At 48.4% G+C, this 25,345-nt stretch carries 23 protein-coding genes; 17 read left to right on the top strand and 6 right to left on the bottom strand.

Annotated elements, in window-relative coordinates:
* The first annotated feature begins 8 nt into the window (after positions 1-8).
* The 6 genes from AC1RJL_RS12185 to AC1RJL_RS12210 all read left to right on the top strand — a co-directional run bounded on the left by AC1RJL_RS12185 (position 9) and on the right by AC1RJL_RS12210 (position 5,436).
* Entirely contained in the window at positions 9-803 is a 795-nt protein-coding gene (locus AC1RJL_RS12185) for an SH3 domain-containing protein (protein WP_492914332.1), read from the top strand.
* Positions 773-1,438: an outer membrane beta-barrel domain-containing protein gene (locus AC1RJL_RS12190; RefSeq protein WP_492914334.1), complete on the top strand. Its 666-nt coding sequence runs from the start codon at positions 773-775 to the stop codon at positions 1,436-1,438. The genes AC1RJL_RS12185 and AC1RJL_RS12190 overlap by 31 nt, the downstream gene beginning before the upstream one ends.
* A 38-nt stretch (positions 1,439-1,476) precedes the next feature.
* Positions 1,477-1,980: a TlpA family protein disulfide reductase gene (locus AC1RJL_RS12195; protein WP_492914336.1), complete on the top strand. Its 504-nt coding sequence runs from the start codon at positions 1,477-1,479 to the stop codon at positions 1,978-1,980.
* Positions 1,977-2,201: a DUF4266 domain-containing protein gene (locus AC1RJL_RS12200; protein WP_492914338.1), complete on the top strand. Its 225-nt coding sequence runs from the start codon at positions 1,977-1,979 to the stop codon at positions 2,199-2,201. The genes AC1RJL_RS12195 and AC1RJL_RS12200 overlap by 4 nt, the downstream gene beginning before the upstream one ends.
* Positions 2,188-3,348 carry a DUF3570 domain-containing protein gene (locus tag AC1RJL_RS12205; RefSeq protein WP_492914340.1) on the top strand — a complete coding sequence of 387 codons (1,161 nt, stop codon included), beginning with the start codon at positions 2,188-2,190 and terminating at the stop codon, positions 3,346-3,348. Before AC1RJL_RS12200 ends, AC1RJL_RS12205 begins: the two co-directional genes overlap by 14 nt.
* A gap of 453 nt (positions 3,349-3,801) precedes the next feature.
* On the top strand, positions 3,802-5,436 hold the full coding sequence (locus AC1RJL_RS12210; protein ID WP_492914342.1) for a chitinase: 1,635 nt from the start codon (positions 3,802-3,804) through the stop codon (positions 5,434-5,436).
* Between the two features lie 92 nt (positions 5,437-5,528).
* Here the strand turns inward: AC1RJL_RS12210 and mdoH are convergent, their stop codons facing one another.
* Together mdoH and AC1RJL_RS12220 are read right to left on the bottom strand one after the other, a co-directional pair.
* Complete coding sequence (gene mdoH, locus AC1RJL_RS12215; RefSeq protein ID WP_492914344.1) at positions 5,529-7,478, bottom strand: glucans biosynthesis glucosyltransferase MdoH; 1,950 nt, start codon at positions 7,476-7,478, stop codon at positions 5,529-5,531.
* Position 7,479: 1 nt separating this feature from the next.
* Positions 7,480-9,105: an OpgD/OpgG family glucan biosynthesis protein gene (locus tag AC1RJL_RS12220; RefSeq protein WP_492914346.1), complete on the bottom strand. Its 1,626-nt coding sequence runs from the start codon at positions 9,103-9,105 to the stop codon at positions 7,480-7,482.
* A gap of 448 nt (positions 9,106-9,553) precedes the next feature.
* Between AC1RJL_RS12220 and AC1RJL_RS12225 the strand changes: the two genes are divergently transcribed.
* The 7 genes from AC1RJL_RS12225 (at position 9,554) to mscL (ending at position 16,960) form a co-directional block, all read left to right on the top strand.
* The gene (locus AC1RJL_RS12225; RefSeq protein WP_492914348.1) at positions 9,554-9,847 is read left to right on the top strand and encodes a hypothetical protein; all 294 of its coding nucleotides are present in this window, start codon (positions 9,554-9,556) and stop codon (positions 9,845-9,847) included.
* Positions 9,848-9,997: 150 nt separating this feature from the next.
* Entirely contained in the window at positions 9,998-12,382 is a 2,385-nt protein-coding gene (locus AC1RJL_RS12230) for a response regulator (protein WP_492914350.1), read from the top strand.
* Between the two features lie 154 nt (positions 12,383-12,536).
* A complete protein-coding gene (trxA, locus tag AC1RJL_RS12235; RefSeq protein WP_492914352.1) occupies positions 12,537-12,866 on the top strand; it encodes a thioredoxin TrxA in 330 nt (109 codons plus the stop codon).
* 418 nt (positions 12,867-13,284) lie between these two features.
* On the top strand, positions 13,285-14,544 hold the full coding sequence (rho, locus tag AC1RJL_RS12240) for a transcription termination factor Rho (RefSeq protein ID WP_484485499.1): 1,260 nt from the start codon (positions 13,285-13,287) through the stop codon (positions 14,542-14,544).
* Between the two features lie 217 nt (positions 14,545-14,761).
* The gene (ubiD, locus tag AC1RJL_RS12245) at positions 14,762-16,243 is read left to right on the top strand and encodes a 4-hydroxy-3-polyprenylbenzoate decarboxylase (RefSeq protein WP_492914354.1); all 1,482 of its coding nucleotides are present in this window, start codon (positions 14,762-14,764) and stop codon (positions 16,241-16,243) included.
* 15 nt (positions 16,244-16,258) lie between these two features.
* Positions 16,259-16,450, top strand: coding sequence for a CPXCG motif-containing cysteine-rich protein (locus tag AC1RJL_RS12250; RefSeq protein WP_492914356.1), 192 nt, complete (start codon positions 16,259-16,261; stop codon positions 16,448-16,450).
* 111 nt (positions 16,451-16,561) lie between these two features.
* Positions 16,562-16,960, top strand: a complete 399-nt coding sequence (gene mscL, locus AC1RJL_RS12255) for a large-conductance mechanosensitive channel protein MscL (protein WP_492914358.1) — start codon at positions 16,562-16,564, stop codon at positions 16,958-16,960.
* 26 nt (positions 16,961-16,986) lie between these two features.
* Here mscL and AC1RJL_RS12260 read toward each other — a convergent pair whose 3' ends face one another.
* The 4 genes from AC1RJL_RS12260 to AC1RJL_RS12275 all read right to left on the bottom strand — a co-directional run bounded on the left by AC1RJL_RS12260 (position 16,987) and on the right by AC1RJL_RS12275 (position 20,486).
* Complete coding sequence (locus tag AC1RJL_RS12260; protein ID WP_492914360.1) at positions 16,987-17,877, bottom strand: hypothetical protein; 891 nt, start codon at positions 17,875-17,877, stop codon at positions 16,987-16,989.
* Between the two features lie 150 nt (positions 17,878-18,027).
* Complete coding sequence (locus AC1RJL_RS12265) at positions 18,028-18,438, bottom strand: hypothetical protein (RefSeq protein ID WP_492914362.1); 411 nt, start codon at positions 18,436-18,438, stop codon at positions 18,028-18,030.
* A gap of 182 nt (positions 18,439-18,620) precedes the next feature.
* A complete protein-coding gene (cysE, locus tag AC1RJL_RS12270; protein WP_492914741.1) occupies positions 18,621-19,418 on the bottom strand; it encodes a serine O-acetyltransferase in 798 nt (265 codons plus the stop codon).
* Between the two features lie 84 nt (positions 19,419-19,502).
* Positions 19,503-20,486 carry a serine/threonine protein kinase gene (locus AC1RJL_RS12275; protein WP_492914364.1) on the bottom strand — a complete coding sequence of 328 codons (984 nt, stop codon included), beginning with the start codon at positions 20,484-20,486 and terminating at the stop codon, positions 19,503-19,505.
* Between the two features lie 256 nt (positions 20,487-20,742).
* On the opposite strand from AC1RJL_RS12275, the gene AC1RJL_RS12280 reads away from it, so the two are divergent.
* The 4 genes from AC1RJL_RS12280 to AC1RJL_RS12295 all read left to right on the top strand — a co-directional run bounded on the left by AC1RJL_RS12280 (position 20,743) and on the right by AC1RJL_RS12295 (position 25,228).
* Complete coding sequence (locus tag AC1RJL_RS12280) at positions 20,743-21,504, top strand: ParA family protein (RefSeq protein WP_492914366.1); 762 nt, start codon at positions 20,743-20,745, stop codon at positions 21,502-21,504.
* Between the two features lie 332 nt (positions 21,505-21,836).
* Positions 21,837-22,832 carry a PEP-CTERM sorting domain-containing protein gene (locus AC1RJL_RS12285; protein WP_492914367.1) on the top strand — a complete coding sequence of 332 codons (996 nt, stop codon included), beginning with the start codon at positions 21,837-21,839 and terminating at the stop codon, positions 22,830-22,832.
* A 79-nt stretch (positions 22,833-22,911) separates the two neighbouring features.
* Positions 22,912-24,738, top strand: a complete 1,827-nt coding sequence (locus AC1RJL_RS12290; RefSeq protein ID WP_492914369.1) for a tetratricopeptide repeat protein — start codon at positions 22,912-22,914, stop codon at positions 24,736-24,738.
* Positions 24,739-24,778: 40 nt separating this feature from the next.
* Positions 24,779-25,228, top strand: a complete 450-nt coding sequence (locus AC1RJL_RS12295) for a tetratricopeptide repeat protein (RefSeq protein WP_492914371.1) — start codon at positions 24,779-24,781, stop codon at positions 25,226-25,228.
* Positions 25,229-25,345 lie beyond the last annotated feature (117 nt).

Below are 25,345 nucleotides of genomic sequence, written 5' to 3' on the forward strand. Positions count from 1 at the left end.
ATCAAGGCATGATTGCCAGCTTGCAAGGCGCTTGTCGTTGGGCGCAATACACAGTGGTTACTTTATTGTTGCTCGCCTTCATTTCTCCGGCGCAAGCGCAATGGTTTGGCAGTGATTGGTTTGCCGAGCAAGAGCCGTTACAAGTCAGTGTTGATGATGCGTTTATCAATGTCTATTCCGGTCCCGGGCGCGGCTATCCCATTTTCTACGTGGTTGAACGCGAAGAAATTATCACGCTGTTAAAAAGCCGCACCGAGTGGATCAAAATAAAAACCCGGCGCGGGCTCGTCGGTTGGATCAAACGCGACGATATGCAATTTACGCTGGCGCTCGATGGCAGCAAACCGGAATTTCCCGACAGCAAACAGGCTGACTATTTAGTGAATCGTTTTGAAATGGGCGCTGCCTACGGTGACTTTGCCGGTGCCGATAGCTTGAGCATGAACCTCGGCTATCGCTTCACTAAAAATTTATCGGCCGAGTTGCGCTACGCGGAAAACACCGGCCAGTTTTCGGATAGCCACATTATTGCGGGCGGTATTTTATTCCAGCCATTTCCGGATTTGCGCGCGTCACCTTTTTTCAGCATCGGCGGCGGCAAGATAAAAACCTTTCCCAGCTCGACACTGGTGCAAACCGAAGATCGCGAAGATGATTTATTACAAGCCAGCCTGGGTGCTTATATCCACATCACTGGCCGTTTTTTCCTGCGGGTGGAATACACCAACCACTACATAATGACCAGCCGCAATACCAATGAAGAGGTTAATGAATGGAAAGTTGGATTCAACGTCTTTTTCTAGGCACATTGCTGCTCGGTTTAACCGGCATTGGCAGTGGCGCCTACGCACAGCAAGACAGTACCAGTGATGACGATGAACTGGGGCAAATTATTACGCCGGATCTAAAACGCCGCACCATTAAAGAGGATGACCTCGACAGTGAAAATTTTGAAGTGGGCGCTTTTTACGGGCTGCTCAGTATTGAAGACTTTGGTACTAATGAGGTGGTGGGATTTACCTTTGCCTATCACATCACTGAAGACTTTTTTGTTGAAGCTGCCTATGGTGTTAGCAAAACGGAAAAAACCAGCTACGAATTATTGAGCGGCGGGGTGGAATTGCTTACCGGCGATGAGCGCGATTTGAGTTATTACAACCTGTCGCTCGGCTATAATTTTTTGCACGGACAGGTGTTTATCTCCGATAAATGGGCCTTCAATAATCATTTCTATATAGTGGCTGGCGCAGGTAATACCGATTTCGCCGCGAAGGATTATTTCACCACCAACCTGGGTGCAGGGTTGCGTTTTTACGCTACCGACTGGCTGGCGTTGGATGTAAGTATGCGCGGCCATAGTTTTAAACATGAACTGTTTGGCGAGAGCAAAACCGTTACCAATTTGGAATCGCGTTTAGGGCTGTCGTTGTTTTTCTAAAATGTTTTTTGGCATTAATTTTTTGTTGGAGTTATCACATGTTGTCGAAAACACGCTTGTATAAAAAATTGCTCGGTATCGGTGTAATGATTGCTGCGGGTTTTATCAGCGCCAATAGTTTTGCTGATCCTGCACCTGATTTCACTTTGCAAAGCAGCACAGGTGAAAATGTTCGCTTGGCGGAACAGCGTGGGCAAGTTGTCATGCTGAATTTCTGGGCATCCTGGTGCGGCCCATGCCGCAAAGAAATGCCGCTACTGGATGAAATGTCCAAGCGCTACAGCGCGGCCGGTTTTGTGCTCTACGGCGTGAATGTGGAAGAAGATAATACCGATGCAAAAAAATTGCTGAAAGAATTAGGCGTAACTTTCCCGGTATTGTTTGACACTGAAAGCAAAGCGAGCAGTTTGTATAACGTTGATGCTATGCCGACCACTGTGGTGATCGATAAAAAAGGTCAGATTCGCTACGTTAACCGCGGCTACAAACCCGGTGATGAAAATAAATACCGCGATCAAATCCGTGAGCTGATTAAAGAATGATGGTGTGCCGCCTGCTATTCATTGCGCTGTTGTTTAGCGTCGCTGCCTGTAGCCCGATAAAGCCTTGGGTGAAACCTTATGAGCGGCAAAAAATCGCCGATGAAATCATGAGTTTTGAACGCGATCCTGTTGCGGATTCCTATTTGCATCACGTGTACGACGCACGTGAAGCGGCGCGTGGTGGCGATGGTGCGTCAGGAGGTGGTTGTGGTTGTAATTAATCGTTTCCTGCTGCTTGCGCTGGCGCTGCTCGGGAATTTTGTTAACGCAGCTGTTTTGCCCGATGAGCGAATTGATTTGCTTTATCACGGTTACGATGGCGGTGGTGCACAGATTGATGGCCCGTCAATTCTGGTGCGCAAAAATATCGGCGCTTCAGTTTCGGTCGCTGCGAATTATTATGTGGATATGGTGAGCAGTGCCTCGATTGATGTGCAGGCAACTGCAAGCCCCTACAGTGAAGAGCGTAAGGAACAGGGTTTTAGTGGGCAATATTTGATTGATCGCTCGACGATCAAATTGGGTTACACCAGCAGTAAAGAAAATGATTACGACGCATCGACCTACAGCTTCAGTGTCGACCAAAGTTTTTTTGGTGATTTGACTACAGTAGGATTCGGTGTGAGTTTTGGTGAGGATGTGGTCGGGCAAAATACTGATCCTACTTACAAACGGGATTTACAGCGCCGCAAGTACAGTATTAATGCTTCGCAGATTGTCACCAAAAATTTATTGGCTTCATTAAGTTTTGATAGTGCAACTGACCAATGCTTGAATCTCACCCAGGATCAAAGTTGCTTGAATAATCCCTATCGTTCCGTGCGCTATCTGACCGGGACCGGCGGTTATCTTTATCAGGGTGAGCGCTATCCGCATACGCGCAATAGTGATGCGTTGGGTTTGCGCGCTATTTATTATTTGCCTTATCGTGCATCGGTGCGCGTAGAAGCGCGCCAATTTTCTGATAGCTGGGGAATTGATGCCGATAATGTCGAGCTACGCTATTTGCATCCTTACGGAGAGCAGTGGCTGATTGAAGTGAAATACCGTATCTATAACCAATCAGGTGCGGATTTTTACGCTGATTTATTTCCCTATCGCGATGCACAAAATTTTCTGGCGCGCGATAAAGAGCTGAGTCCTTTTTCATCCACCACTATTGGATTGGGTGTGACTTATAAAATTCCCGCTGGGGTTATTCCGTGGTTTGATAAGAGTACGGTGAATTTATACTGGGACAGATTTGATATTGACTACGATGATTTCCGCGATGCGCGGGTATCACCCACCGATTTTGCGGCAGGTGATGAACCGCTCTACAGCTTGCAGGCAGATGTATTCCGCTTTTATTTATCCTTCTGGTTTTAATACGCCAGTGCGATTAAATCGCACTGGTTTTCTCCTTTTTTTATCTGTTAGTTAATCTCCCTGTCTTTAATTCTTGTGTCGCTTCCAATAGCAGGTCTTTGTTATAGAGTACTTATGGGTGCTGTTCAGTATTTGTGCAGCTGGAGTTGCTGTGTTATAAATGACAATGTTGTCATAAGGAGTGGGCGTTATTTTGCCCCTATCGATACCAACAACCCCGAAGCGCTTGTTGAACCATAACAATAATATCGGCGTGTTGAGTCCAAACAATAAAACGGATTCGCTTTCTCTAGAGAACAAACGGTGGCGCAGTCTGTCGCTTTTTATTGCGCAGTTGAATAGAGCCGCGCCGTTGTTAGTTGCAAAGTAAAAACATTCAAATAATTCAAGCCTCCAGAATTTTTCAACATTTCTGTCGGTATTTCTTTGCCTGAAAATAGAGAGGAACGTCTAATGAAATATCCAATCATCGCTGTGGCTGGCTTATGCCTTGCTGCAGCATCGGTCGACAGCATGGCGCTAAGTTGCGCGGGCATTACACAATGGAATAGCACGGCGGCTTACTCAAGCGGCGCGCAAGTACAAGAAGCCGGTAAAGCCTATAAGGCCAATTGGTGGTCGCAGGGGCACAACCCGGTTAATTATTCCGGCCAGTGGCAAGAGTGGACTTTACTTGGTAATTGCGACGGTGTGAGTTCGTCGAGTTCCAGAATACCTTCATCTTCTTCGCGCTCTTCAACCCAGCCATCAAGTGTTGCACCTTCAAGTAATTCTTCACGACCATCCAGTTCGACCGCTCCTTCAAGTTCATCAGTTAGTGGCAATTGTGGCTCGGTGCAGTATGTTGCGGGCACTGCTTATTCGCTCGGGCAATTGGTTAAAAATGCGGGCAATGAGTATCGCTGTACGGTAGCGGGTTGGTGCAGTTCAAGTGCTGAATGGGCATACGCACCGGGCACGGGCGCGCATTGGCAAATGGCATGGGAATTGGTTCGCAGCTGCGGTGTTGCATCATCGGCGAGTTCTATTCCAGCTTCGGTATCCAGCTCATCGCGCTCGTCAGTAAGTTCTTCATTATCAAGCGTTGGCACCGGTCGCTACCGCATTATTTCGGGCTACTGGCATAACTTTAATAATGGTTCGGGCGTGATTCCGCTGGATCAGGTTTCGGATGCGTACGATGCAATTAATATTTCGTTCGCGGAACCTACTGGTCGTGCAGCGGGAGAAATCGGTTTTGTGCTGGATGCTGCGTTTGATCCCGCTGCATTTAAAGCCGCGATAAAAGCCAAGCAGGCGGCGGGTAAAAAAATCATTATCAGTATTGGTGGCGCCAACGGCCAGGTGCAACTACCGACGGCAGCGGCGCGCGCGAATTTTGTTAATTCGATGAAGGTGATTATCGATGAATATGGTTTTGATGGTCTCGATGTGGATTTTGAAGGTCATTCATTATTTTTAAATTCTGGCGATAATGATTTCCGCAATCCGACTACACCGGTTATTGTGAATTTGATTGGTGCATTAAAAGATTTGACCAGTCATTACGGCGATAAATTTGTCCTCACCATGGCTCCGGAAACTTTCTTTGTGCAATTAGGTTACAGCTTCTACGGCGGAACCTGTATTAGCTGTGACAATCGTGCCGGTGCGTATTTGCCAGTGATTTATGCATTGCGTGGTCAACTCGATTGGTTGCAGGTACAAAATTACAACTCGGGTCCAATTACCGGCACCGACAACAAATATCACACCATGGGTGGAGCGGATTTCCATATCGCGCTGATTGATATGTTGCTGACCGGTTTTAAAGTTGCAGGAACCAATTTGACTTTCCCTGCACTGCGTCAGGATCAGGTGTTGATTGGTTTACCGGCAAACGTTAATGCCGGTGGTGGGTTTACCAGTGTGGCCGATGTGCACACGGCGATGAATTGTTTGATCAAGGCACAAGGCTGTACTACTTACCAGCCTGCAACGGCGTGGACTAACTTGCGCGGTGTGATGACCTGGTCGATCAATTGGGATAAATTCAATAACTCTGAATTTTCTATTAACCATCGCCGCTATCTGGATCAGCTGCCTTGATCGGATTTTTTAAATCCGGATTCTAATAGTTAATTTATATCGAAAAAACAGGGTGCGAAGCGCCCTGTTTTTATCTGTTTATTACACCTGTTTTAGCGGACGATACGATGAAACTGATTCAAATCGCCATGGGGCATATCCAACCAATTGTCGCTGGGCAATGCAGGAATTGGCGCAGGTGATTCCAATGCAGGATATTCAACGGCTAATAACTCATCAAGATGAACCAGTACCGGATCTTCAATTGCTTCGCTGGGGCAGAGCAATATTTTGTGATTGCGAGTACTGCGGCCAAGGTCAAGACTGGAGGAATAACGCACGAGGGCAGATGCAAGAATCAAACCGGTAATCACCGGAATCAGCCACCAGAAAAATACCGGTGCGTAAGTGTAAGTCACCGCGCCCCAGATAATCGCGGCAATGGTCATTTTGGAGGTGCGTGCAAAACATTCGCTCCATGGTAGTAACCGGCCTTCGCGGTCTTGCGAATCCCAGTTCACCTTAAAGCCGAGTAATACAGAAATAACGAAATAGGCGTGATACACCATCATAATCGGTGCAATTAACACCGCAAAAATAGTTTCAACCATTGCGCCTTTAATGATTGCAACGCTGCCACCAAATTGTTTGCGGCGATGGAATAGTGCAACAATTACCCCGAGAAATTTCGGCCCCATCAATAACAGGGTAGTGAGCAAAATCAGCGCAATAATCAATTCCGTTTTGGCGATTGGCCAATTTGGGTAGAGCTGGTAGGTTTCAGTGAAATACACATTGGAATTAATTGCACGCACAACGGCATCTGCTGTGCTTAACACCAGCATCAATAACCAAATAAGAGACGTGATATAGGCAGTGGCGCCAAGTAAAAAATGCATGCGGCTGATGGGATGCAAACCGCGCAACGTCAACATTCCCAAATGTTGAATATTGCCTTGGACCCAACGACGGTCTCTTTTGGCGTAATCGATAATGTTGCAGGGTACTTCCTCGTAGCTGCCTTCAAGATCAGACAGCAAGAACACATCCCAACCTGCACGGCGCAACATGGCGGCCTCTACGAAATCGTGACTGAGAATGTCACCGCCAAATGGCGCGTTGCCCGGTAAAGTTGGCAAGCCACAATGATCCATAAAAGCACGCATGCGGATAATGGCGTTGTGACCCCAGTAATTGGCAGCGTCTGTTTGCCAGAAAGCAATTCCGGTGGCGAGCATCGGGCTGTATAACACCGCTGCAAATTGCACGAAGCGACCGAAGAACGTGGTTTGCCGAACGGGAATTGGAATCGTCTGGATCAATCCGGTGCGTGGATTTACCTGCATGGCACGCACCATTTTTACGATGCAATCGCCAGTCATAATGGAGTCGGCATCCAGCACCAGCATGTGTTCGTAGTTGGAGCCCCAACGTTGGCAGAATTCAGCGAGGTTGCCGACCTTGCGGCCAGTGTTTTTTTCGCGACGGCGATAAAATACCTGTTTGCCCAAATCACCTAAACGCTCCTGCAACTGTTGCCAGTGATCGCGTTCAGCCTGGGCGATAGTCAGGTTGGTAGTATCGCTCAGCAGGAAGAAATCGAAGTGCGCCAGCTCGCCGGTTTTTTCCAGCGAGTGCAGGGTCGCTTCAAAACCGGCGATAACTCTATGGGTATCCTCGTTATAAACCGGCATCACCACTGCTGTGCGCGTGGTGATGGGTGATGTGTCTTCCAGCAAATGTCGGGTGGACTTAAGGGTGAGCGGATCGATCCGCAACATTTGTAAAATGAACCCGAAAAGTCCACTCCAGAAGGCGAGGCTTAACCAGGTAAAACTGATACCGAACAGCACCAGAATTATCGTTTCCAGCGCGGTCAGGTCGTTCGCACGCAGGATATCAAACATGATGTAAACACCGCTTACAGCGGTCAGCAAACTCAGGATGACATAGACATATCGACGCAAGGACTTGGCCGGGATACGAATTGCATCGGCGGGTGCGCTGGTGAGGTCAGCTACGGGACGGCTGACCTGCGGTAAAGGTGATTGCATATGAGTCATATCAGATTGCGTCCGGATACCAGACATAACTCCAGACTTCGCTCAGGCGTTGATCGCGCAATTTCAGGAATATGCGCATGTCTGCCACTTTGTTGCCTTCCGGTTCTAATTTAAACGAAGCGCGCCAGGTACGGCCATCGGGCAATTGGCGGACAACCAATTCGCTGATGGTGCCAGCGGATTTTTGCATTTCGGCAACCAATGGCGCGTCAGCTGAAAGATTGTCCAATTCGCCGCCGCGGAAATCGATCACGAACTTGCGCTTACTCAGTGGTGGCGGGTTGGCTTGACCGGGGTTGGAGCCCCAGCCGATACGGGTGCGAATAACTTTGGCGCCGGTATTTTCGGGTAAATGTTCATCGAAGGTACGCAGGCGATATTTATAGGTCGCGCTTGCGCCAGCCTTCATCGATTTGGACGGAACCCAGTAAGCAACTACGTTATCGTTGGTCTCGCTGTCGCTCGGAATTTCCACCAGCTCTGCACGGCCTTTGCCCCAGTTGCCTTCAGGGGTAATCCACATACTTGGGCGCTTCTCGTAGCGGGATTCCATATCCATGTAGTGATCGAAATCGCGATCGCGTTGCAGCAAGCCAAATCCGCGCGGGTTTTCATCCAGCATGGAAGAAACGCGCAGGCTGCGGTGATTGCTGATCGGGCGCCAGATCCACTCGCCGTTTGAGGCGGCCATCAACAAACCATCCGAATCGTGCACTTCGGGACGGAAGTCATCGACAAAACGGGTATGGTTTTCGCCCCACATATACATACTGGTAAGCGGTGCTACACCGACTTTAAGGATATCTTTACGCGCAAAAATCCGCGCTTCAACGGCCATCTCGGTGGGTGCACCGGGAATAATTTCAAAACGGTAAGCACCGGTAATGGAAGGGCTATCGAGCAGTGCGTACATCACCATGCGCGTATCGGTCGGGCCGGGTTTGACCAACCAGAACTCGCGGAACACCGGGAACTCTTCGCCTTTGGGTTCGGCAGTGTCGATTGCCAGGCCGCGGGCGGACAAACCATAAGAAAGGCCGGGGCCGACCATGCGGAAATAGGATGCGCCCTGGAATACCACGAACTCATCTTTGTAGTCGTTGCTGTTAAGCGGGTAGTGAATACGGAAACCGGCGAAGCCGATATTGCCCGGTGCAACCCCGGCTAAAGGTGCAGCGGGACCATCGTAATTAAAATATTCCTGCTTGAATTGTACGAATGCATCCGGGCCATCGGTGGCCATGTGCAGGGTTACCGGTTCGCGATAAAGGAAGCCGGGGTGGAACAGTTGCAATTCAAAGAGCGCCTCGTTGTGCCACAGCGATGATTCAGGGCGAAAGCGAATGGAGCGATATTGATCGTAATTCATATTGGCGAGCGCTTCGGGAATGTTCGCCTGGAGCGGCTTGAATTCGCGGCGGGCAAACAACTTGGCGCGTGAGGTGATAGCATCGAACAGGGCGGGTTGGGCAATTTCGGTTGCGGCCGCTGGTGCTACTGCAGGTTGTTGCGCAATGGCGAATCCTGTCAGACCGATACTCAATACACAGCTCATCGCCAGGGCGGCGATGCTGGTGCGGACAAATAAATTTTTACCGGCTTTTTTGTTGTTAAACAACATGCTCATCCACTCTTTCTCCGGGTCGGATTATTAGGATCAATTAAATGTAAATTCATCGAATTCTGCTTATAGCAGGTTTTGCACATCGTGTAAGTTCGGTTCCCTGAAAATGTTTTGTCGCTTGCGCTTGCCAGTTGCGCGCTTCCTTGTGTGGTACTGCACATACAACCCGTCCAATAGCCGTTGGAATACTCTGGACATGAATGGAAAAATGCGGGCGGGGTATTTAGCCCTAAGGGTTTGATGATTTATACGCACAGGATCGGCGCGCATTGTAAACCATCTGTTACTGAAAAATAGGGTGTCAGGTGTCTCCGATGCAGGCTTTTTTTACGAATCTTTGCAAAGCCTGACTGGATTGCCTTGCTGTTTCAAAATTACAGGTTATTACCAATCAGTCTTTGCGATTGAAATAGCTTGAACTTAACTCAAAAGAGTTGCCAAGGAGGTTTATATGCAAAGCGCTACCGTGTTATCACCGTCATACCAACCCAAGCTATTGCCCGTCGTGAGACGAGTAATAGAACAACTGGATCAATTGTTTATTGGATATTTTGGGAAGCAGGGCAAAAGCCTCGCCCATGAAGTTTTCAAACAGTGGTTGATCGCGGGCAAGACAGGTCCATCGGGATTGCGCCGCTATGTGTATTCGCTTGGTTCGCAGCTGGATGATCCCGAAGTGCGTAGCGAATTTACCGAACGTGCCGAGCGGATGTTGTTGCATCTCCAGTCAGGTTATGTGAGCTAAATAATAGCCTGGCTATTGCCTGGGGTTAACCATTCCCATCAGCCCTTACGGTTAGCCGTAGGGGATCTGTTTTTTTACTGCTACACTCATTGCATCCCTTCTTACATTATCATGCTGTGGTTGGTTGAGATGCCCAACATAAGAGCTTACATGCGTGAAAACCCCATTGCCGCACGGCTTTTGGGGTTGATTATCATCAGTAGTTCGATTGTCACCCTGGTTGCCATTCTGTTGCAATTGCACAGCAACTTTACCGACGATATCGCCGCGCTTGAAAAGCGTCTTGATCAGGTGCGTATCAGTACGCTTGCCAGTATCACCAAAAGTTTATGGGGCTTTGATCAGGAGCAATTGAATATCCAGATCAATAGTGTTCTGGCGGTGGACGATGTGGTGCAGGTTAAAGTCGTCTGGCACGATTGGAACAACACCGCGCAGACACTGGTTGCCAGCAATCACGCCTACGATCCTAAAGATCTGGAAAATAAACGCAGCCAATTTTTGGTACGCAGTTATCCGCTGGTCTATATAGATGCAAGCACACCCGAACAGCAATTGGGTGTGCTGACGGTGACCGCGAGCCTCAGCAGTATTTACGATAAATTATGGGAGCGCGCTTTTTTTACCGCGTTTGTTCAAGGCACCAAGACATTGGTGATTGCATTATTTATTGTCTGGTTAGTACACACGCTGTTGACGAAGCATATGAAAACCATCGCCAATTATGCGCGCAATCTCAACCTGGAAACGCTGACCAAACCGCTCAAGCTCAAGCGTCTGAAAGTCAATTCAAAATCCGATGAATTGGATAATGTGGTTAACGCGATTAACCACATGCGTGAGACATTGCTTGACGATATCGAACAGCGCCATGCTATCGAAATGGCGTTGCTGAACGAGAAGGAAGAGAAGCTGGAAACCCGTCGCCAAAAAAATGCAGCGGAAGATGCAAGCCGGGCGAAGAGCCAGTTCCTTGCGACTATGAGCCACGAAATCCGCACGCCAATGAACGGTGTTATCGGCATGTTGGAAATGCTGCGCGATACACCACTCGATGACAATCAAAAGCATTACATCGAAGTCATCCATCGCTCCGGCGAAACCCTGCTCACCATCATTAACGATATTCTCGACTACTCCAAAATCGAAGCGGGGAAAATGCAGCTCGAAGAGACCACCTTCGAACTCGACGAGTTAATCGAAAATTGTGTGCAGCTGTTCGGTGCGACGGCGAACAAGCGACAAATCGAATTGTTTGGCGCGCTCGATCCGGCTGCGCCAAAATGGGTTAAAGGCGACCCGACCCGGTTGCGGCAAATCATTATTAATTTATTAGGCAATGCCTTTAAATTTACGACGGAAGGGTTTGTGTCGCTGCGTGTAACTCAGGTCGCTGCGTTGCCTGATGATAAAGTCGAACTGCGTTTTGTCGTACAGGACAGCGGCATCGGTATTGATCTGGATAACACCAGCGATTTATTCGACTCCTTCAATCAAGCCGATGCATCCACCACACGCAAATATGGCGGCACTGGTTTGGGACTTGCGATTTGTAAAAGCCTCGCTGAATTAATGGATGGTGAAATTGGTGTCGAGAGCCTTAAAGGCCGCGGCTCGACGTTTTGGTTTACTGTCCGTTTAACTCAGGAAGATGTTTGCGATTTGAATGCCACGCCTATGGCATCCAGCAATGATTTATTGCGTGGGAAAAAATTGCTTTTTGTTGAACCAGGTTCAAACCTGGCTGAATTTATCAGCCACTTTGGTAGTGCTTGGGGCGTAACTGTTGATTCAGTCCCCTCAGCAAAAGCTGCATTGGCACAACTAAAACATGCATTGCATTCCGGCGAGCCTTACGATTTTGTCGGCTTTGATTATTCGCTGCCCGATGCCAGCGGTTTTGAATTAGCGCAATGGCTGCGCGAGTTGCCGGAGTGCCGTGAGCTGCCGCTTTTTATGTTCAGTAGCGGTGATGTTTATCACGACCAGGGGCAAATGCGCAGCCTTGCCATCCACTCAGTATTGCGCAAACCTATTTCGATGAAATTATTGCGGCGAGAATTAATCGCGCTGCTTGGGCATGAATCTGCACCGGTCATTGTTGTTGAGCGCAAAAAGCAGGACCCGGAAAAATTCTCGCATTTGCGTGTATTGGTTGCAGAGGATAATCCGGTGAATCGCATGGTGATCAAAGGCCTGCTGGGCAAGCTTAATATTGTGCCTGCCTTTGCTGAAAATGGTGCAGAAGCTTGTGATGCGGTGCAAGGCGCAAGCGAACGATTTAATTTGATTTTGATGGACTGTGAAATGCCGGAAATGGATGGCTTTGAAGCGACTCGCTGTATTCGTGATTACGAGCGGCGCGAAGGTCTTTCAGCAACCCCGATTATCGCACTCACCGCGCATGCATTACAGGAGCATCGCGATGCGGTATTTGCCAGCGGTATGAATTATTATCTTTCCAAGCCCATCACTTTCAATAATCTCTATTCGGCATTTGAAGCCGCAGGCTTGGTCGCGGGCGAGCAAGCCTGAGCTGCGCATAGTGTTCCCCTATAGTAATGATTGGTTTTTCCCCCTTGCCTGGGCTGGGGTCAATCCTTATGATGGCTGCAACTTATTGGGTTCCTTCCCTTAATTACATTGGGTTCCCGCCACCGCTAAATAACCGTCAGGTTTGGAGTTTATTATGAGTAGTGATGCAATTGTTCATGTGAGTGATGCCAGCTTTGAGCAAGAAGTTCTGGGATCTGACCTGCCGGTGTTGGTTGATTTTTGGGCGGCCTGGTGTGGCCCATGTAAAATGATCGCGCCAATCCTTGATGATCTGGCCGAGCAATTTGAAGGCAAAATCAAAATTGCCAAAGTGGATGTCGATGCCAACAAAGATACTCCGGCAAAATTCGGTATTCGCGGTATTCCAACCCTGATTATCTTCAAAAACGGTGTTGCCCATGCCACTAAAGTAGGTGCAGTGAGCAAGCCGCAGTTGGTTGATTTTATTAACACTTCTCTCTAAGTGCACAGGGCTATCGCAAGATGGCCCAATTTGTTTTTGCACTTGGAGATTTTTGCCGCTATACTCAGGCACATCTGATGTTTGTTCCTCCTTAGAATCACCTTCCCGATTCCCTTATAACCAGACGAACAAACCCAATTCCCTGCTGTTGTTTTTGCCTCGGTATCTGATATAGCCGGATAAGTCACTCAACCAGTCAGTTGAAATTATCGAAAGAATTGATAAGGCGATTGAACTGTTATCGTCAGGCTGGCAATCTAACTTACCGTGCTAGATCCACTCCAGGTAATATTCAACGAAACGAAACCTGAATTCAGCGGCCCAATAACAGCAAAAAAACGCGATCAATTTTCTTAACCAACGCATCGCCTCCGGCGAACATCTGCAACAACTCACATCCATCCATAAAGTCTTTCCTATGAATTTAACCGACCTTAAAAAGAAACCGATAGAAGAATTAATTGATATCGCCCATGAAATGGGTTTGGAAAATATCGCTCGCTCGCGCAAACAGGACATTATTTTTAATATCCTCAAGCGTCACGCAAAAGGCGGAGAAGATATTTATGGCGACGGTGTATTGGAAATTTTGGTGGATGGATTCGGATTTTTGCGTTCAGCAGACAGTTCGTATCTTGCCGGTCCCGACGATATTTATGTATCTCCCAGCCAGATTCGCCGCTTCAATTTACGCACGGGCGATACCATCTCCGGTAAGATTCGCCCGCCGAAAGAAGGCGAGCGATATTTTGCACTGTTAAAAGTTAACGATATTAACTTTGACAAGCCGGAAAGCTCCCGCAACAAAATTCTGTTTGAAAACCTCACGCCGCTATTCCCCAATATTCGTCTGCCACTCGAAGCGGGTAACGGTTCTACCGAAGACCTCACCGGTCGTATCATCGATTTGATTGCTCCCATCGGTAAAGGCCAGCGTGGTTTGATCGTAGCGCCACCAAAAGCCGGTAAAACCATCATGATGCAAAATATTGCGCAGGCGATTACGCGCAATAATCCCGAGTGTCATCTGATTGTATTGCTGATTGACGAACGTCCGGAAGAAGTAACCGAAATGCAGCGCTCAGTGCGCGGCGAAGTGGTTGCCTCAACGTTTGATGAGCCACCAGCACGTCACGTACAAGTGGCCGATATGGTGATTGAGAAAGCCAAGCGTTTGGTTGAGCACAAAAAAGATGTGGTGATCTTGCTCGACTCTATCACCCGTTTGGCGCGTGCCTACAACACCGTAATTCCTTCATCCGGCAAAGTATTGACCGGTGGTGTGGATGCCCATGCGCTTGAGCGTCCAAAGCGTTTTTTTGGTGCGGCGCGTAATATCGAGGAAGGCGGCAGCTTGAGTATTATCGCCACCGCGCTCGTTGATACCGGCTCCAAAATGGACGAAGTTATTTACGAAGAATTTAAAGGTACTGGTAACCTTGAATTGCATCTTGATCGCAAAATTGCTGAAAAGCGTATTTACCCTGCAATCAATGTGCGCCGTTCCGGTACTCGCCGCGAAGAATTGTTGATGCGTGAAGACGAGTTGCAACGCGCATGGATTCTGCGTCGTTTGTTAAACGATATGGAAGACGTTGCTGCGACGGAGTTCTTGCTCGACAAGCTGAAAGATTTCAAAACCAACGACGAATTCTTTATGTCGATGAAACGTAAATAAATACCCCATCCTAACCCTCCCAGCTACGCGCCCCGCTTAAAGGGGAGGGAATTAGTTCTTCCTCTTAATTAAGGGGGGAGGTTGGGAAGGGGTTAGCTTGTAGCCCGTATGGAGCGCAGTGCAATGCGGGAAATTTAAAATCCCGTAATGCGCTGCGTTACATACGGGCTTTCCCTTTTTTACAACTTCGGTTTTTAAACTTTGGTTTTCTACAAAAATGAAATATAAAGACCTGCGCGATTTTATCGCCCTGCTTGAAGCCCGCGGTTTATTAAAGCGCATCAAACAGGAAATTGATCCTTACCTTGAAATGACTGAAATTTGCGACCGCACCCTGCGTGCCGGTGGCCCCGCATTATTGTTTGAAAATCCCAAAGGTTATGCGATTCCCGTGCTCGCCAATTTATTTGGCACAACCGAGCGCGTAGCATTGGGTATGGGGCAAGAGTCAGTTGAAGCATTGCGCGAAGTCGGCAAGCTGCTCGCCTTTTTAAAGGAGCCGGAGCCGCCCAAAGGATTTAAAGATGCCTGGGATAAATTACCGATTTTCAAACAGGTTTTGAATTTGGCTCCCAAAGTATTGAGCAAAGCGCAATGCCAGGAAGTGGTATTGGAAGGCGATGCGGTGAATCTTGATTTGCTACCGATCCAAACCTGCTGGCCCGGCGATGTCGGTCCGTTGGTGACCTGGCCGTTGGTGGTTACGCGCGGCCCGCATAAAGAGCGACAAAATCTCGGTATTTATCGCATGCAAAAAATCGGTAAAAACCGATTGATCATGCGCTGGCTTTCCCATCGCGGCGGCGCGTTGGATTTCCGCGAATTTCAACTGCAAAATCCCGGCAAAAGTTTTCCAGTTGCCGTTGCGCTGGGTGCTGACCCTGCGACAATTCTCGGTGCTGTCACACCCGTGCCCGATACACTTTCGGAATACGGTTTTGCCGGGTTGTTGCGCGGCGATAAAACCGAAGTAGTAAATTGTATCGGCAGCGATTTACAAGTGCCTGCCTCAGCAGAATTTATTCTGGAAGGTTACATTGCACCAAATGATATGGCCCCCGAAGGGCCATTTGGTGATCACACCGGTTACTACAACGAAGTGGATAATTTCCCGGTGTTTACCGTCGCGCGAATTACCCATCGCCGCGATCCGATTTATCACAGTACTTACACGGGCCGTCCGCCGGATGAACCTGCCATCCTCGGTGTTGCACTCAACGAAGTGTTTGTGCCGATTTTACAAAAACAATTTCCGGAAATTGTAGATTTTTATTTGCCGCCGGAAGGCTGTTCCTACCGCATGGCCGTCGTCACCATGAAAAAACAATATCCCGGCCACGCCAAGCGCGTGATGATGGGAGTATGGAGTTTCCTGCGGCAGTTTATGTACACCAAATTTGTCATAGTCACTGACGATGATGTAAACGCGCGCGATTGGAACGATGTAATTTGGGCGATGACCACCCGCATGGATCCAGCGCGTGATACCGTAATGGTGGAAAACACGCCGATCGATTATCTCGATTTTGCTTCGCCCGTTTCCGGTCTCGGTTCCAAAATTGGTTTTGATGCAACCAATAAATGGCCGGGCGAAACCACGCGCGAGTGGGGTACGCCGATTGTGATGGATCAAGCGGTAAAAAATCGCGTGGATGAATTATGGGATGAGTTGGGCATCGATCTGCCCACGGCCTATTAGTAACTGGAGCTGGCGATGAATCTGCAAGAAGAATGTTTTCTGGATTGCCCCTACTGCGGCGAACCCATCAGTGTGTTGGTGGATTGTTCCTGCGAGCAGCAAACCTACGTAGAAGATTGTCAGGTGTGTTGCCAGCCGATGGTGCTGCATGTGAATGTTGATGGAGAGGGCATAGCTGATGTTTATGCCCAACGTGAAGACGAGTAGCTGGCTGTAGTTTGAAAGATTTTATCTTGGTTTTGAGCGAGTAATGCGTTATAAAACTTTCCAGTGTGATCGCCCACACTTGATTAAATCAACTCAACGAAGGGGAATCAAATGAGCGTATTAAAAGAATTTAGAGATTTCGCGGTAAAAGGTAATGTAGTCGATTTAGCTGTGGGTATCATTATCGGCGCAGCTTTCGGCAAAATTGTCAGCTCGGTGGTGGCGGATGTGATTATGCCGCCGATTGGTTTGCTGATTGGCGGTGTCGATTTCAGTGATTTGGTTATTACCCTGAAAGAGGCGGAAGGCGCAGCGCCAGCGGTAGTGATTTCGATTGGTAAATTTATCCAAACGATTATTGATTTTACGATTATCGCTTTCGCAATCTTTATGCTGGTGAAAGTGATTAATCGTGTTAAAGCGAAAGAAGCGCCGCCGCCTGCTGCGCCCACTACACAGGAAGTGTTGTTAACTGAAATCCGCGATCTCTTAAAAGAGCAGCAAAAATAGTTTGTCGAAAATAGTTTGCTGATTCGCTACTGATTTTTTGTCGGGTTTAGCAATTTCCACTCCGCCAGGTCGGGGTGGAAAAAACCGCACTCCCGGTAAGCCCGCTCAATAGTTCCCGCTTTACGTAACTGTTCAATACCTTTCACTAATGCAGTATAAAACTCGTCACTCAGTGGATGCTTTTTGCTGACCGGCCAATGGCGGCTGCCGTTGATGGCAATTTTAATTCCCGCTATCGGCACCAGGCGGATCCCCTCGACCGTAATTTCTTTTTCAGGATTCATCGCAAACGGCGACAGGGTTACATCGACTCGCCCGGCATTAATCATGCGCGCCATATTGATCCAGCGGGGTGTGTACATAATATCGGTAAAGCCCAAATGTTGTAGCGTGGTTAAATCCGGCTTCCATTGACGACTGGTGACTACACGTAATTGCTGGAGTTGATCGAGGGTTTTGCTGGTTTGCGCGCGTTGGTTTTGGGGTGCGGTATAAATGCCGACAATAAATTCGCCCTGGCGAATTATTGGTGGCGATATATGTAATTGATTGCGCTGCGCTGCCAAATCCTCGTACCAGATAGTGCCGCCGATGGTCAGGCTTTTTCCATCGAGTAAATTGCGGATGCCACGCGAATAATTTTCTTCTGCGACCAAATGCAGTGGTGCGGTAAAACCGCCAAGTGTTAATGCTTGCTGCATCAATAGTAATTCGATGACATCCCGGCGAGCATAGTTACCGCCGTAAAAATCCACCGCTTCGGGATTGCGATCACCAAGAAATAGGTGATAGTCAGCGAGGACATCGCGTTGTATACCGATGCGTACGTCGACGATTGACTGCGCCTGGACAGGCAGCATATTGAGAGAGAGTACAAACAGGGCAAACAGCTTGGGAAGGCGCAAAACAGACATCATAGGCTCTATCGTTGGTGAACTGATTACCATAACAAACAGGCAGCCAAAACTGGCTGCCTGTTTGTTGATTGTTTACTGTTGCTTATCGAGAAGGTTAATTCTGGTTGCGAATAACTTTCCCGTCCAGTACGAACTGGCGATTGGCCTTATCTAGCTCACAATTGTTTGTCCCCGATACAGTCGTACCGGTTTTGCAGGTGGTGCGTCTATAAACAGTTCATTGCGACCGGACTGGGTTTCGGCTGGATTGATTGGCTCGGCCTGCGGTGCATCCACCAATGTGGTCTGGCCGCGATAAACCTTAACCACCTGCTTTGGGTGATCAAGCGATTTTTCAGTGTTACTGTTGATTGGATCCAGCAGGGCTCCCCACGTGGGGCCCGCTAAAAACAAGAGTTCTTTAATCAGTGTTTTGGTGATGTTGTCCCGGGTGTGGTGATGGTATTCCGCTAATTCCTTCAGGACATCCGGGTTCGCCATTTTTACGCTCGGCTTCATATTGGCGTCTACGCGTCGGCGAATCTCGTACACCAAATCAATCATAGGTTTAGTGTATTGCATGCTGCGTTCTCCTCGATCTTGAGCTATTAATTGAGCAATTATCAGACCAAGGGCGGAGTAATGGTTATATGCAGGGGTTTTGTAGGGCGATAAAGCAAATAAAAAGGATTTTTTTGGTGCGCAGGTTTTATTTTGGCGCGCTTTGCATAACAAAGCGCCCCCCAATGCTGGTTGCTCAATAGCTAACGGATAAGGTGATCCATTTCGCGCGAGGGTTGGGTGCACAGGGTCTCACCGATAATTTGTGCGGGGACTCCTGCGACAGTCGCGCGGGCGGGCACATCTTTGAGTACCACACTGCCTGCGCCGATCCTGGCGCATTCGCCCACGGTGATATTGCCGAGAATTTTGGCGCCTGCACCAATCAACACCCCTTTGCTCACCTTGGGATGACGATCGCCAGCCACTTTGCCGGTGCCGCCGAGGGTAACTGACTGCATGATCGACACCATGTCTTCGATCATTGCTGTTTCACCAATCACAATGCCGGTAGCGTGGTCGAACATAATACCCTTGCCGATGCGTGCTGCGGGGTGGATATCCACTGCAAATACCGCCGAGATGCGATTCTGCAGAAACAGCGCGAGTGAGGTGCGCCCCTGGTTCCAGAGCCAATGGGCGATGCGATAGGCCTGAAGGGCGTGGAAGCCTTTAAAGTAGAGCAGGGGCGTTACCAATGAGCAGCAGGCCGAATCTCGCTCGCTCACCGCGGTCAAATCCGCGCGCACGGATTCTGCAATAGACGTATCCGACGTCAATGCCTCCTCAATCACTTCGCGGATCAGCATGGCGGGCAGCGCCGGGCTGTCGAGTTTATTGGCGAGGTGAAAGCTCAACGCCGCCTCAAGCGTGTCATGATTAAGGATGGTGGAGTAGAGGAAGCTCGCCAGCACTGGCTCAGTCTCCGCTTGCTTGCGGGTTTGCAGGCGAATGGATTCCCATAAACTGTCTATAACAAGGGCGGGAGCGGTGGCTTTCATGGCCAGGTCCTTACACAAAATCAGTTAAAAAAGAGTAGGCAGCCCATTATTGGGTGTAGTTGCTGAATTTCCAACAGGTAAACATCAATAAATGACCAGTGGTGGTTCATTGAGCGCGGCCAGTTGTTCGCGCAATTCCAGGATATGTTCACCCCAATAGCGCTCGGTATTAAACCAGGGAAAATGCCGTGGAAACGCTGGGTCAGCCCAACGCCGCGCCAGCCAGGCGCTGTAATGCATTATACGCAGGCTACGCAATGCTTCGATTAATGGCAGTTCGGCCAGGTCAAAATCGCAAAATTCGCGGTAGCCTTCAAGCACTTCCGCCAGCTGCAAGGTCTGCTGCTCGCGTTCACCGGACAGCAACATCCACAAATCCTGAATCGCCGGCCCCATACGTGCATCGTCGAAGTCGACGAAATGCGGTACATCTTCGCGCCATAAAATATTGCCTGGATGGCAGTCGCCATGCAGGCGGATTGGTGTGTAATCCACCCGGCTAAACAGGGTTTCGCAACGCGCTAATAAATCGGCACCAAGAGTGCGATAGGATTCGCGCAAGCTGGCGGGGATAAAGTCGTTGCCGAGCAAAAAGTCGTAGCTGTCGCGGCCAAAGGTCTGGATATCCAATGCCGGGCGATGGGCAAACGGGCGCGCCTGTCCCAGTGCATGGATACGTCCGAGTGTGCGGCCCAGGCTTAGCAATGCATCAAAGTCATCGAGATTAGGCGCGTGGCCGCCCTGGCGTGGATAAAGTGCAAAACGAAACCCCTGGAATTCGCGCAGCGTTCTGCCTTCCTCATCCGCCAGTGGTGGCACCACTGAAATTTCCAAATCCTTTAGCGCCTGGGTGAGTTCATGCTCCTCCAGAATCTGCGCATCGCTCCAGCGCTCGGGGCGATAAAACTTGGCGATCAATGGACTCGCCCCTTCAATCCCCACCTGGTAAACGCGGTTTTCATAACTATTGAGCGCGAGAATGCGGGCATCGGTCAGGACGCCGGTGCTATCAATCGCATCCAGCACCATATCGGGCGTGAGGAGTTCGTAAGGATGGGGTTGGGTCATAACCGCTGCTCGCTGAAGTGAGCGGCGATTGTACCTCTCGCCAGGCATTCGCGCTCGGATAAGCGTGTCATCGCATTACCGATAACAAACAGTCGTGCTTTCCACAAACAACGGCGTATAAATTTTGAAGGATTCGTATAAAAATGCTACAAGTTAATACTTGTTTACCGATTGTTTTGCATCCCAATAAAAACAGGCTCCATTGCGCGCATCATTTTACGCTGAAGCGCACCGCCTCAAAATGAATAGGACTGTCATGATCAAGATCGCTTTTTATAACCTCAAGGGTGGCGTGGGTAAAACCACAACTGCAGTAAATATGGCTTACCTGGCCGCCGCGGCCAAAAAGAATGTGATCTTGTGGGATCTGGACCCGCAAGCCGCCGCCAGCTGGTTTTGCCAGCAAGAGCCGGATTCCGCCAAGGCGATCAAATTGTTCAGCAAGGGCAAATCCATCGGCGAGATGGAGCTATACAGTCCTTATCCGCATTTGATGCTAATCCCTGCCGACCTCAGCCTGCGCAGCCTGGACAGCGAATTCGATGAGCTGAGCAAAGACAAAAAATTCCTCAAACAACTGCTCAAACCTTTAAGCGAAAAAGCTGACATCCTGATTTTTGACTGCCCGCCGACACTGTCGCCCAGCGTTGAACAGCTTTTGTTGGAAGTGGATATCTTATTAATCCCGATGATTCCCAGCCCATTATCTATCCGTGCGATGGAACAAGTGGTTGAATTTCTGAAAGGCAAAAAATCAGCGCCTGAACGTATTGTCGGTTTTTTTAATCAGGTCGATATGCGCCGCCGCTTGCATCATGAGGCCATCGACAACAGCAAAAAAATGCCGGTTCCCATGCTCAAGACTTACATTCCCAACGACTCTGCCGTCGAACAAATGGGGCTGCGTCGCGCGCCACTAACCAGTTACAATCAGCGCAGTCGCGCGGCACTCGCTTACATCGATATGTGGAAAGAAATTGCCCGCTTGTTGAAAGCAGCCGCAAAAGAGAGTGCTTGATTGCGCGTCGGATTTATTTGCTACGCATTATTTTTAAAAAAATGCCATGGTTAATTGCCGGGCATGTTTCTATATTTATTTTTTGTATTACTTCTCCCCTCTTAAACCCGCCTCCGCCAGATCATATTTCGGCTGTTGTTTTTCTTTACACTTTGTCGCATAAAAATTCTTAAATAATTTGTATTTAATTGAATTTTAATACTTTTTTTATTATGGCATTTTATGTGCTCTTAGCTGCTCCGGTCATATCGACCTAGTGCAACTATACGAGGGATCTTCCGTAGGATGGTTGCGTTTCTTAAATTCCATAATTCACATATAGGAGAAGACTTATGGATATCAATTTTAAAGGCATGTTACGTAGCTTGTTCGTAATAGCCGCTATCGTGGGCACATCGAACGCTAGTGCAAGCTTGGCACCTTTCCAGTCATTTGTAGGCAAGTATGCGATGTCGACAGATGGTTTTGGTTCGATTAGCGAAGCAGGAGTTATTTCAGCTTCTGTTCCAGCAGGGTCTACTGTTGTTGCTGCTTATTTGTATTCTGCAACCAATACTACCAATAATGTTCCTGCGGTAACGCTTGATGGTAACCTGGTTTCATTTGGCCCTGCAGTTTCGAATACTACTGCTTGCTGTAACCTGAAGTCCTACCGCGCTGATGTTACCAGTCTGGTTGCAGCAGTGATCAACGGTGGTAGTGGCGGTATTTATAATTTTAATATTACCGAGGGCAATGCGTATTACTCGGAGATTGATGGTGAAGCTTTGGTGGTGGTTTACAGCAACCCGGCATTGCCTGAAGCAACTGTTGGTCTGTTGGATGGTTTTGCATCTGTAACCGGCGATACTACCAATATTAATTTTGCTACCCCACTGAACCCGGCTGACCCAGGTTTCTTTGCTGAACTGTCTTTGGGAATTTCTTTCAGCTGCTGCGATAACCAGCGCTCAACAATCAAAGTTAATGGTCTGCTGTTAACTGAAAATGCGGGTAACTATGATGATGGTGAGCAGCTTTCGAATGGTTCCTTGATCACTGTCGGCGGTTTTGATGATGCACTTTCATCAGGTGGCGACTCTTACGCGAACGACCGCGAGCGTTATAATCTTGCCAGCTTCGTAGCTGCCGGTGATACCACTATTAAAGTGGATACTTTCAATGACTCTCAAGATGACAACATCTTCTTCGCCGGCTTCTATGTTTCCGGTAAGGCAGGTATCAACGAAGAGCCGCCAACTGAAGTACCTGAGCCAGGTTCATTGTTGTTACTGTTGCTCGGTGTAGCAGCATTGTTGTTTGGACGCAAAAGAGAGCTTTTCTCTTAATTGTTGTTTATGCACAAATTCTGTGTATTACTAAATGGAGCGCTTTGCGCTCCATTTTTTTACTTAAAAGGATCTATAAATGCAAATTGTTAACCGGCTTTGTTTATTAGTGTTCTGCTATGGATTTATCTCGGCTCCTGCAAATGCGGCACTATCCAAGGATAACTTACAAGGGTTTCTGAGTTCCCAGGAAATCCACTCTGCGGAATATTCAAAAGCGGTCGCTAATTTAAGGGCAGGAGCATATGGTGATGCGCGTGCGGAAGCAGAAAAGATAATAGCCAACAGGCCAGAAAAGTATCCAGCGCATCTTCTTTTAGTTCTGGCATATCTCGGCAGCGAAGATTTTTCCTTGATTGAAAAACATTTACTGGAAGTGGAGCGAAACCTTCCACAACTGGCTCCTGCATTGCGGGAGAATTTGTTTCGCGCGTTAAGAAATGAAAGCAGGTATTTCCGCGCGCTTGCAATGGTTGATAATTTGGATGTGGCTCAGCGTAGTGCACAACTTAATTTGGATATCGGCAGGGTCTATATTGCGCAGTCACGATATGACGAGGCTGTACGCTCGCTGTCCCGGGCGTTGGCTAAAAATAATGCGTTGGCCGATGCGCATTATGAGTTAGGTCGGGTTCGAATTATTCAGGGGGATTACCAGAATGCCCTGGATGAATTTTCTATCGTTGCTAAAGCCGGTAATTCTTCCGACCACCTTTATCAGTTGATCGGTGCATCTTATTTAGGTCTTGGAAAGTACCAGGAAGCGTTGCAAACATTTAATAAAATCATAAAAAATAATCCGGATGATGTGTTGTCCCAACTTAACATCGGGATAGTCCAGTTGCATTTAAAACACTATGATCAAGCACTTACTCATTTAGTCGCATCCCAGAAAAAAGATAAAACGGCAGATTCCATTACAGCACAATTATTAGCGTTGGCCGCATTAAATAAAAAAGCTGATGCCACATTAATTCTCCCTGGGTTGAGTCAGGAATTGACTGCTGATCCGTTACTTCAGTTGGCGGCATTAGCGTTAGGGAATGCCGAGATAACTTCGCAATCGCGTGAAGCTATCGGGAAAATATTTCCTGATATCTATTTTATTAAGCCTGCCGAGTTAACTTTCTTAGCCGCCAATGCGCAAAAAGTTGCGTTGGCCGCGCTCTTGTATAAACAGGGAATGTATGCGGCGGTCGGTGAAATTTATGCTAAAGAAGGTGAGCAAAAAGTACACCCTTGGCTAAGTTTGGTTTATGCCCGATCGCAAATAAAAACCAATCAAACAGAGCAGGCAATTGCGACTTATCTCAAGCTGGGGCGTGACTATCCCGCGTTGGTTTCTCCCAAATTGGAATTGGCTGAAGCCTACTACCACCAGAAAAAATATGCTGCTGCTATCGATATCTACAAGTTGCTACCAGTGGATTCAAATATTGAGTGGAAATTGCAACTGGGTAATTTGTATAACGCTAACCAACAATATGAGCTTGCCATTAAGGCTTACACTGAAGCATTGGCTATCCAACATGATCCCTACATAGTGAACCAGATTGCCGCAACCTATTCCGAGCGAATGGAGCAGCCGGCGAAGGCAATAAAGTTTATCAATGAGGCAACAAGCATCACCCCACAGTCGCCATTGATTTGGGACACTTTGGGATGGGCTTACTACAATGTTAACGACCTTAAGCAGTCACTCGCTGCCTACCAAAAATTATTGGGAGCTACGGGAAATAACCAGTCGCCAGAAACATTTTCTAAAATGGGTCGTGCATACGAGAAAAATGGTGATATAAAGCAAAGCCGCATTCTTTATGAAATGGCATTAAATACCGGGCACGACTTTGAGGATGAAGCATTTACCAGAAATAAGCTGGCCGAGTTGGATGCTCGTTCCCGATAAGCCCGATCCTTATTGAATCTATTGGAGAGCCTTGTTGCGCATGATTAAGTGTATTTATGTTTCGCTCCTGATTGTTGCTGTATCTGCGTTTACAGGGTGTGCCACCCATACCCAATCGCCACCGCCGCCGGCAGAAGAAAAGCCCATCGTAGTTCCTCCTGCTGAGCCCGCTGTGGTAACACCTCCGGCGGTTGTGGTGCCTAAGCCAGCGCCAGTAGTGACGCCGCCTAATCCGGCGGTGCAGAGTTTGGCACGGCAGGCACGCAGCCAGTATGAGGCGCGTGATTATCAGGGAGCTATCGCAACGGCCGAGCGCGGTTTACGCATCGAGCGTCGCGCTGCTGATCTGTATCTCGTGCTTGCGCAAAGCTACGTGCAGTTAGCTTTACCGGAAAAAGCCAGGATGTTTGTCCAGCAAGGCCTTCGCTTCGCCCCGCAGGGATCAGACACAGCCAATAGCCTGCTAAGTCTGCAAAACACTGTGAAATAAGCCTTTAGACGATTTATAGCTCTATCTGAACGGATCGAAAAGCCATGCCACTTGCAGTGACACATGGCTTTTTTTATGAACCTTTCTATAGCTATTTAAAATCAGTTAAAAGTAAAC

The organism is Cellvibrio sp. GW822-FHT04B05 (genome assembly GCF_058800985.1).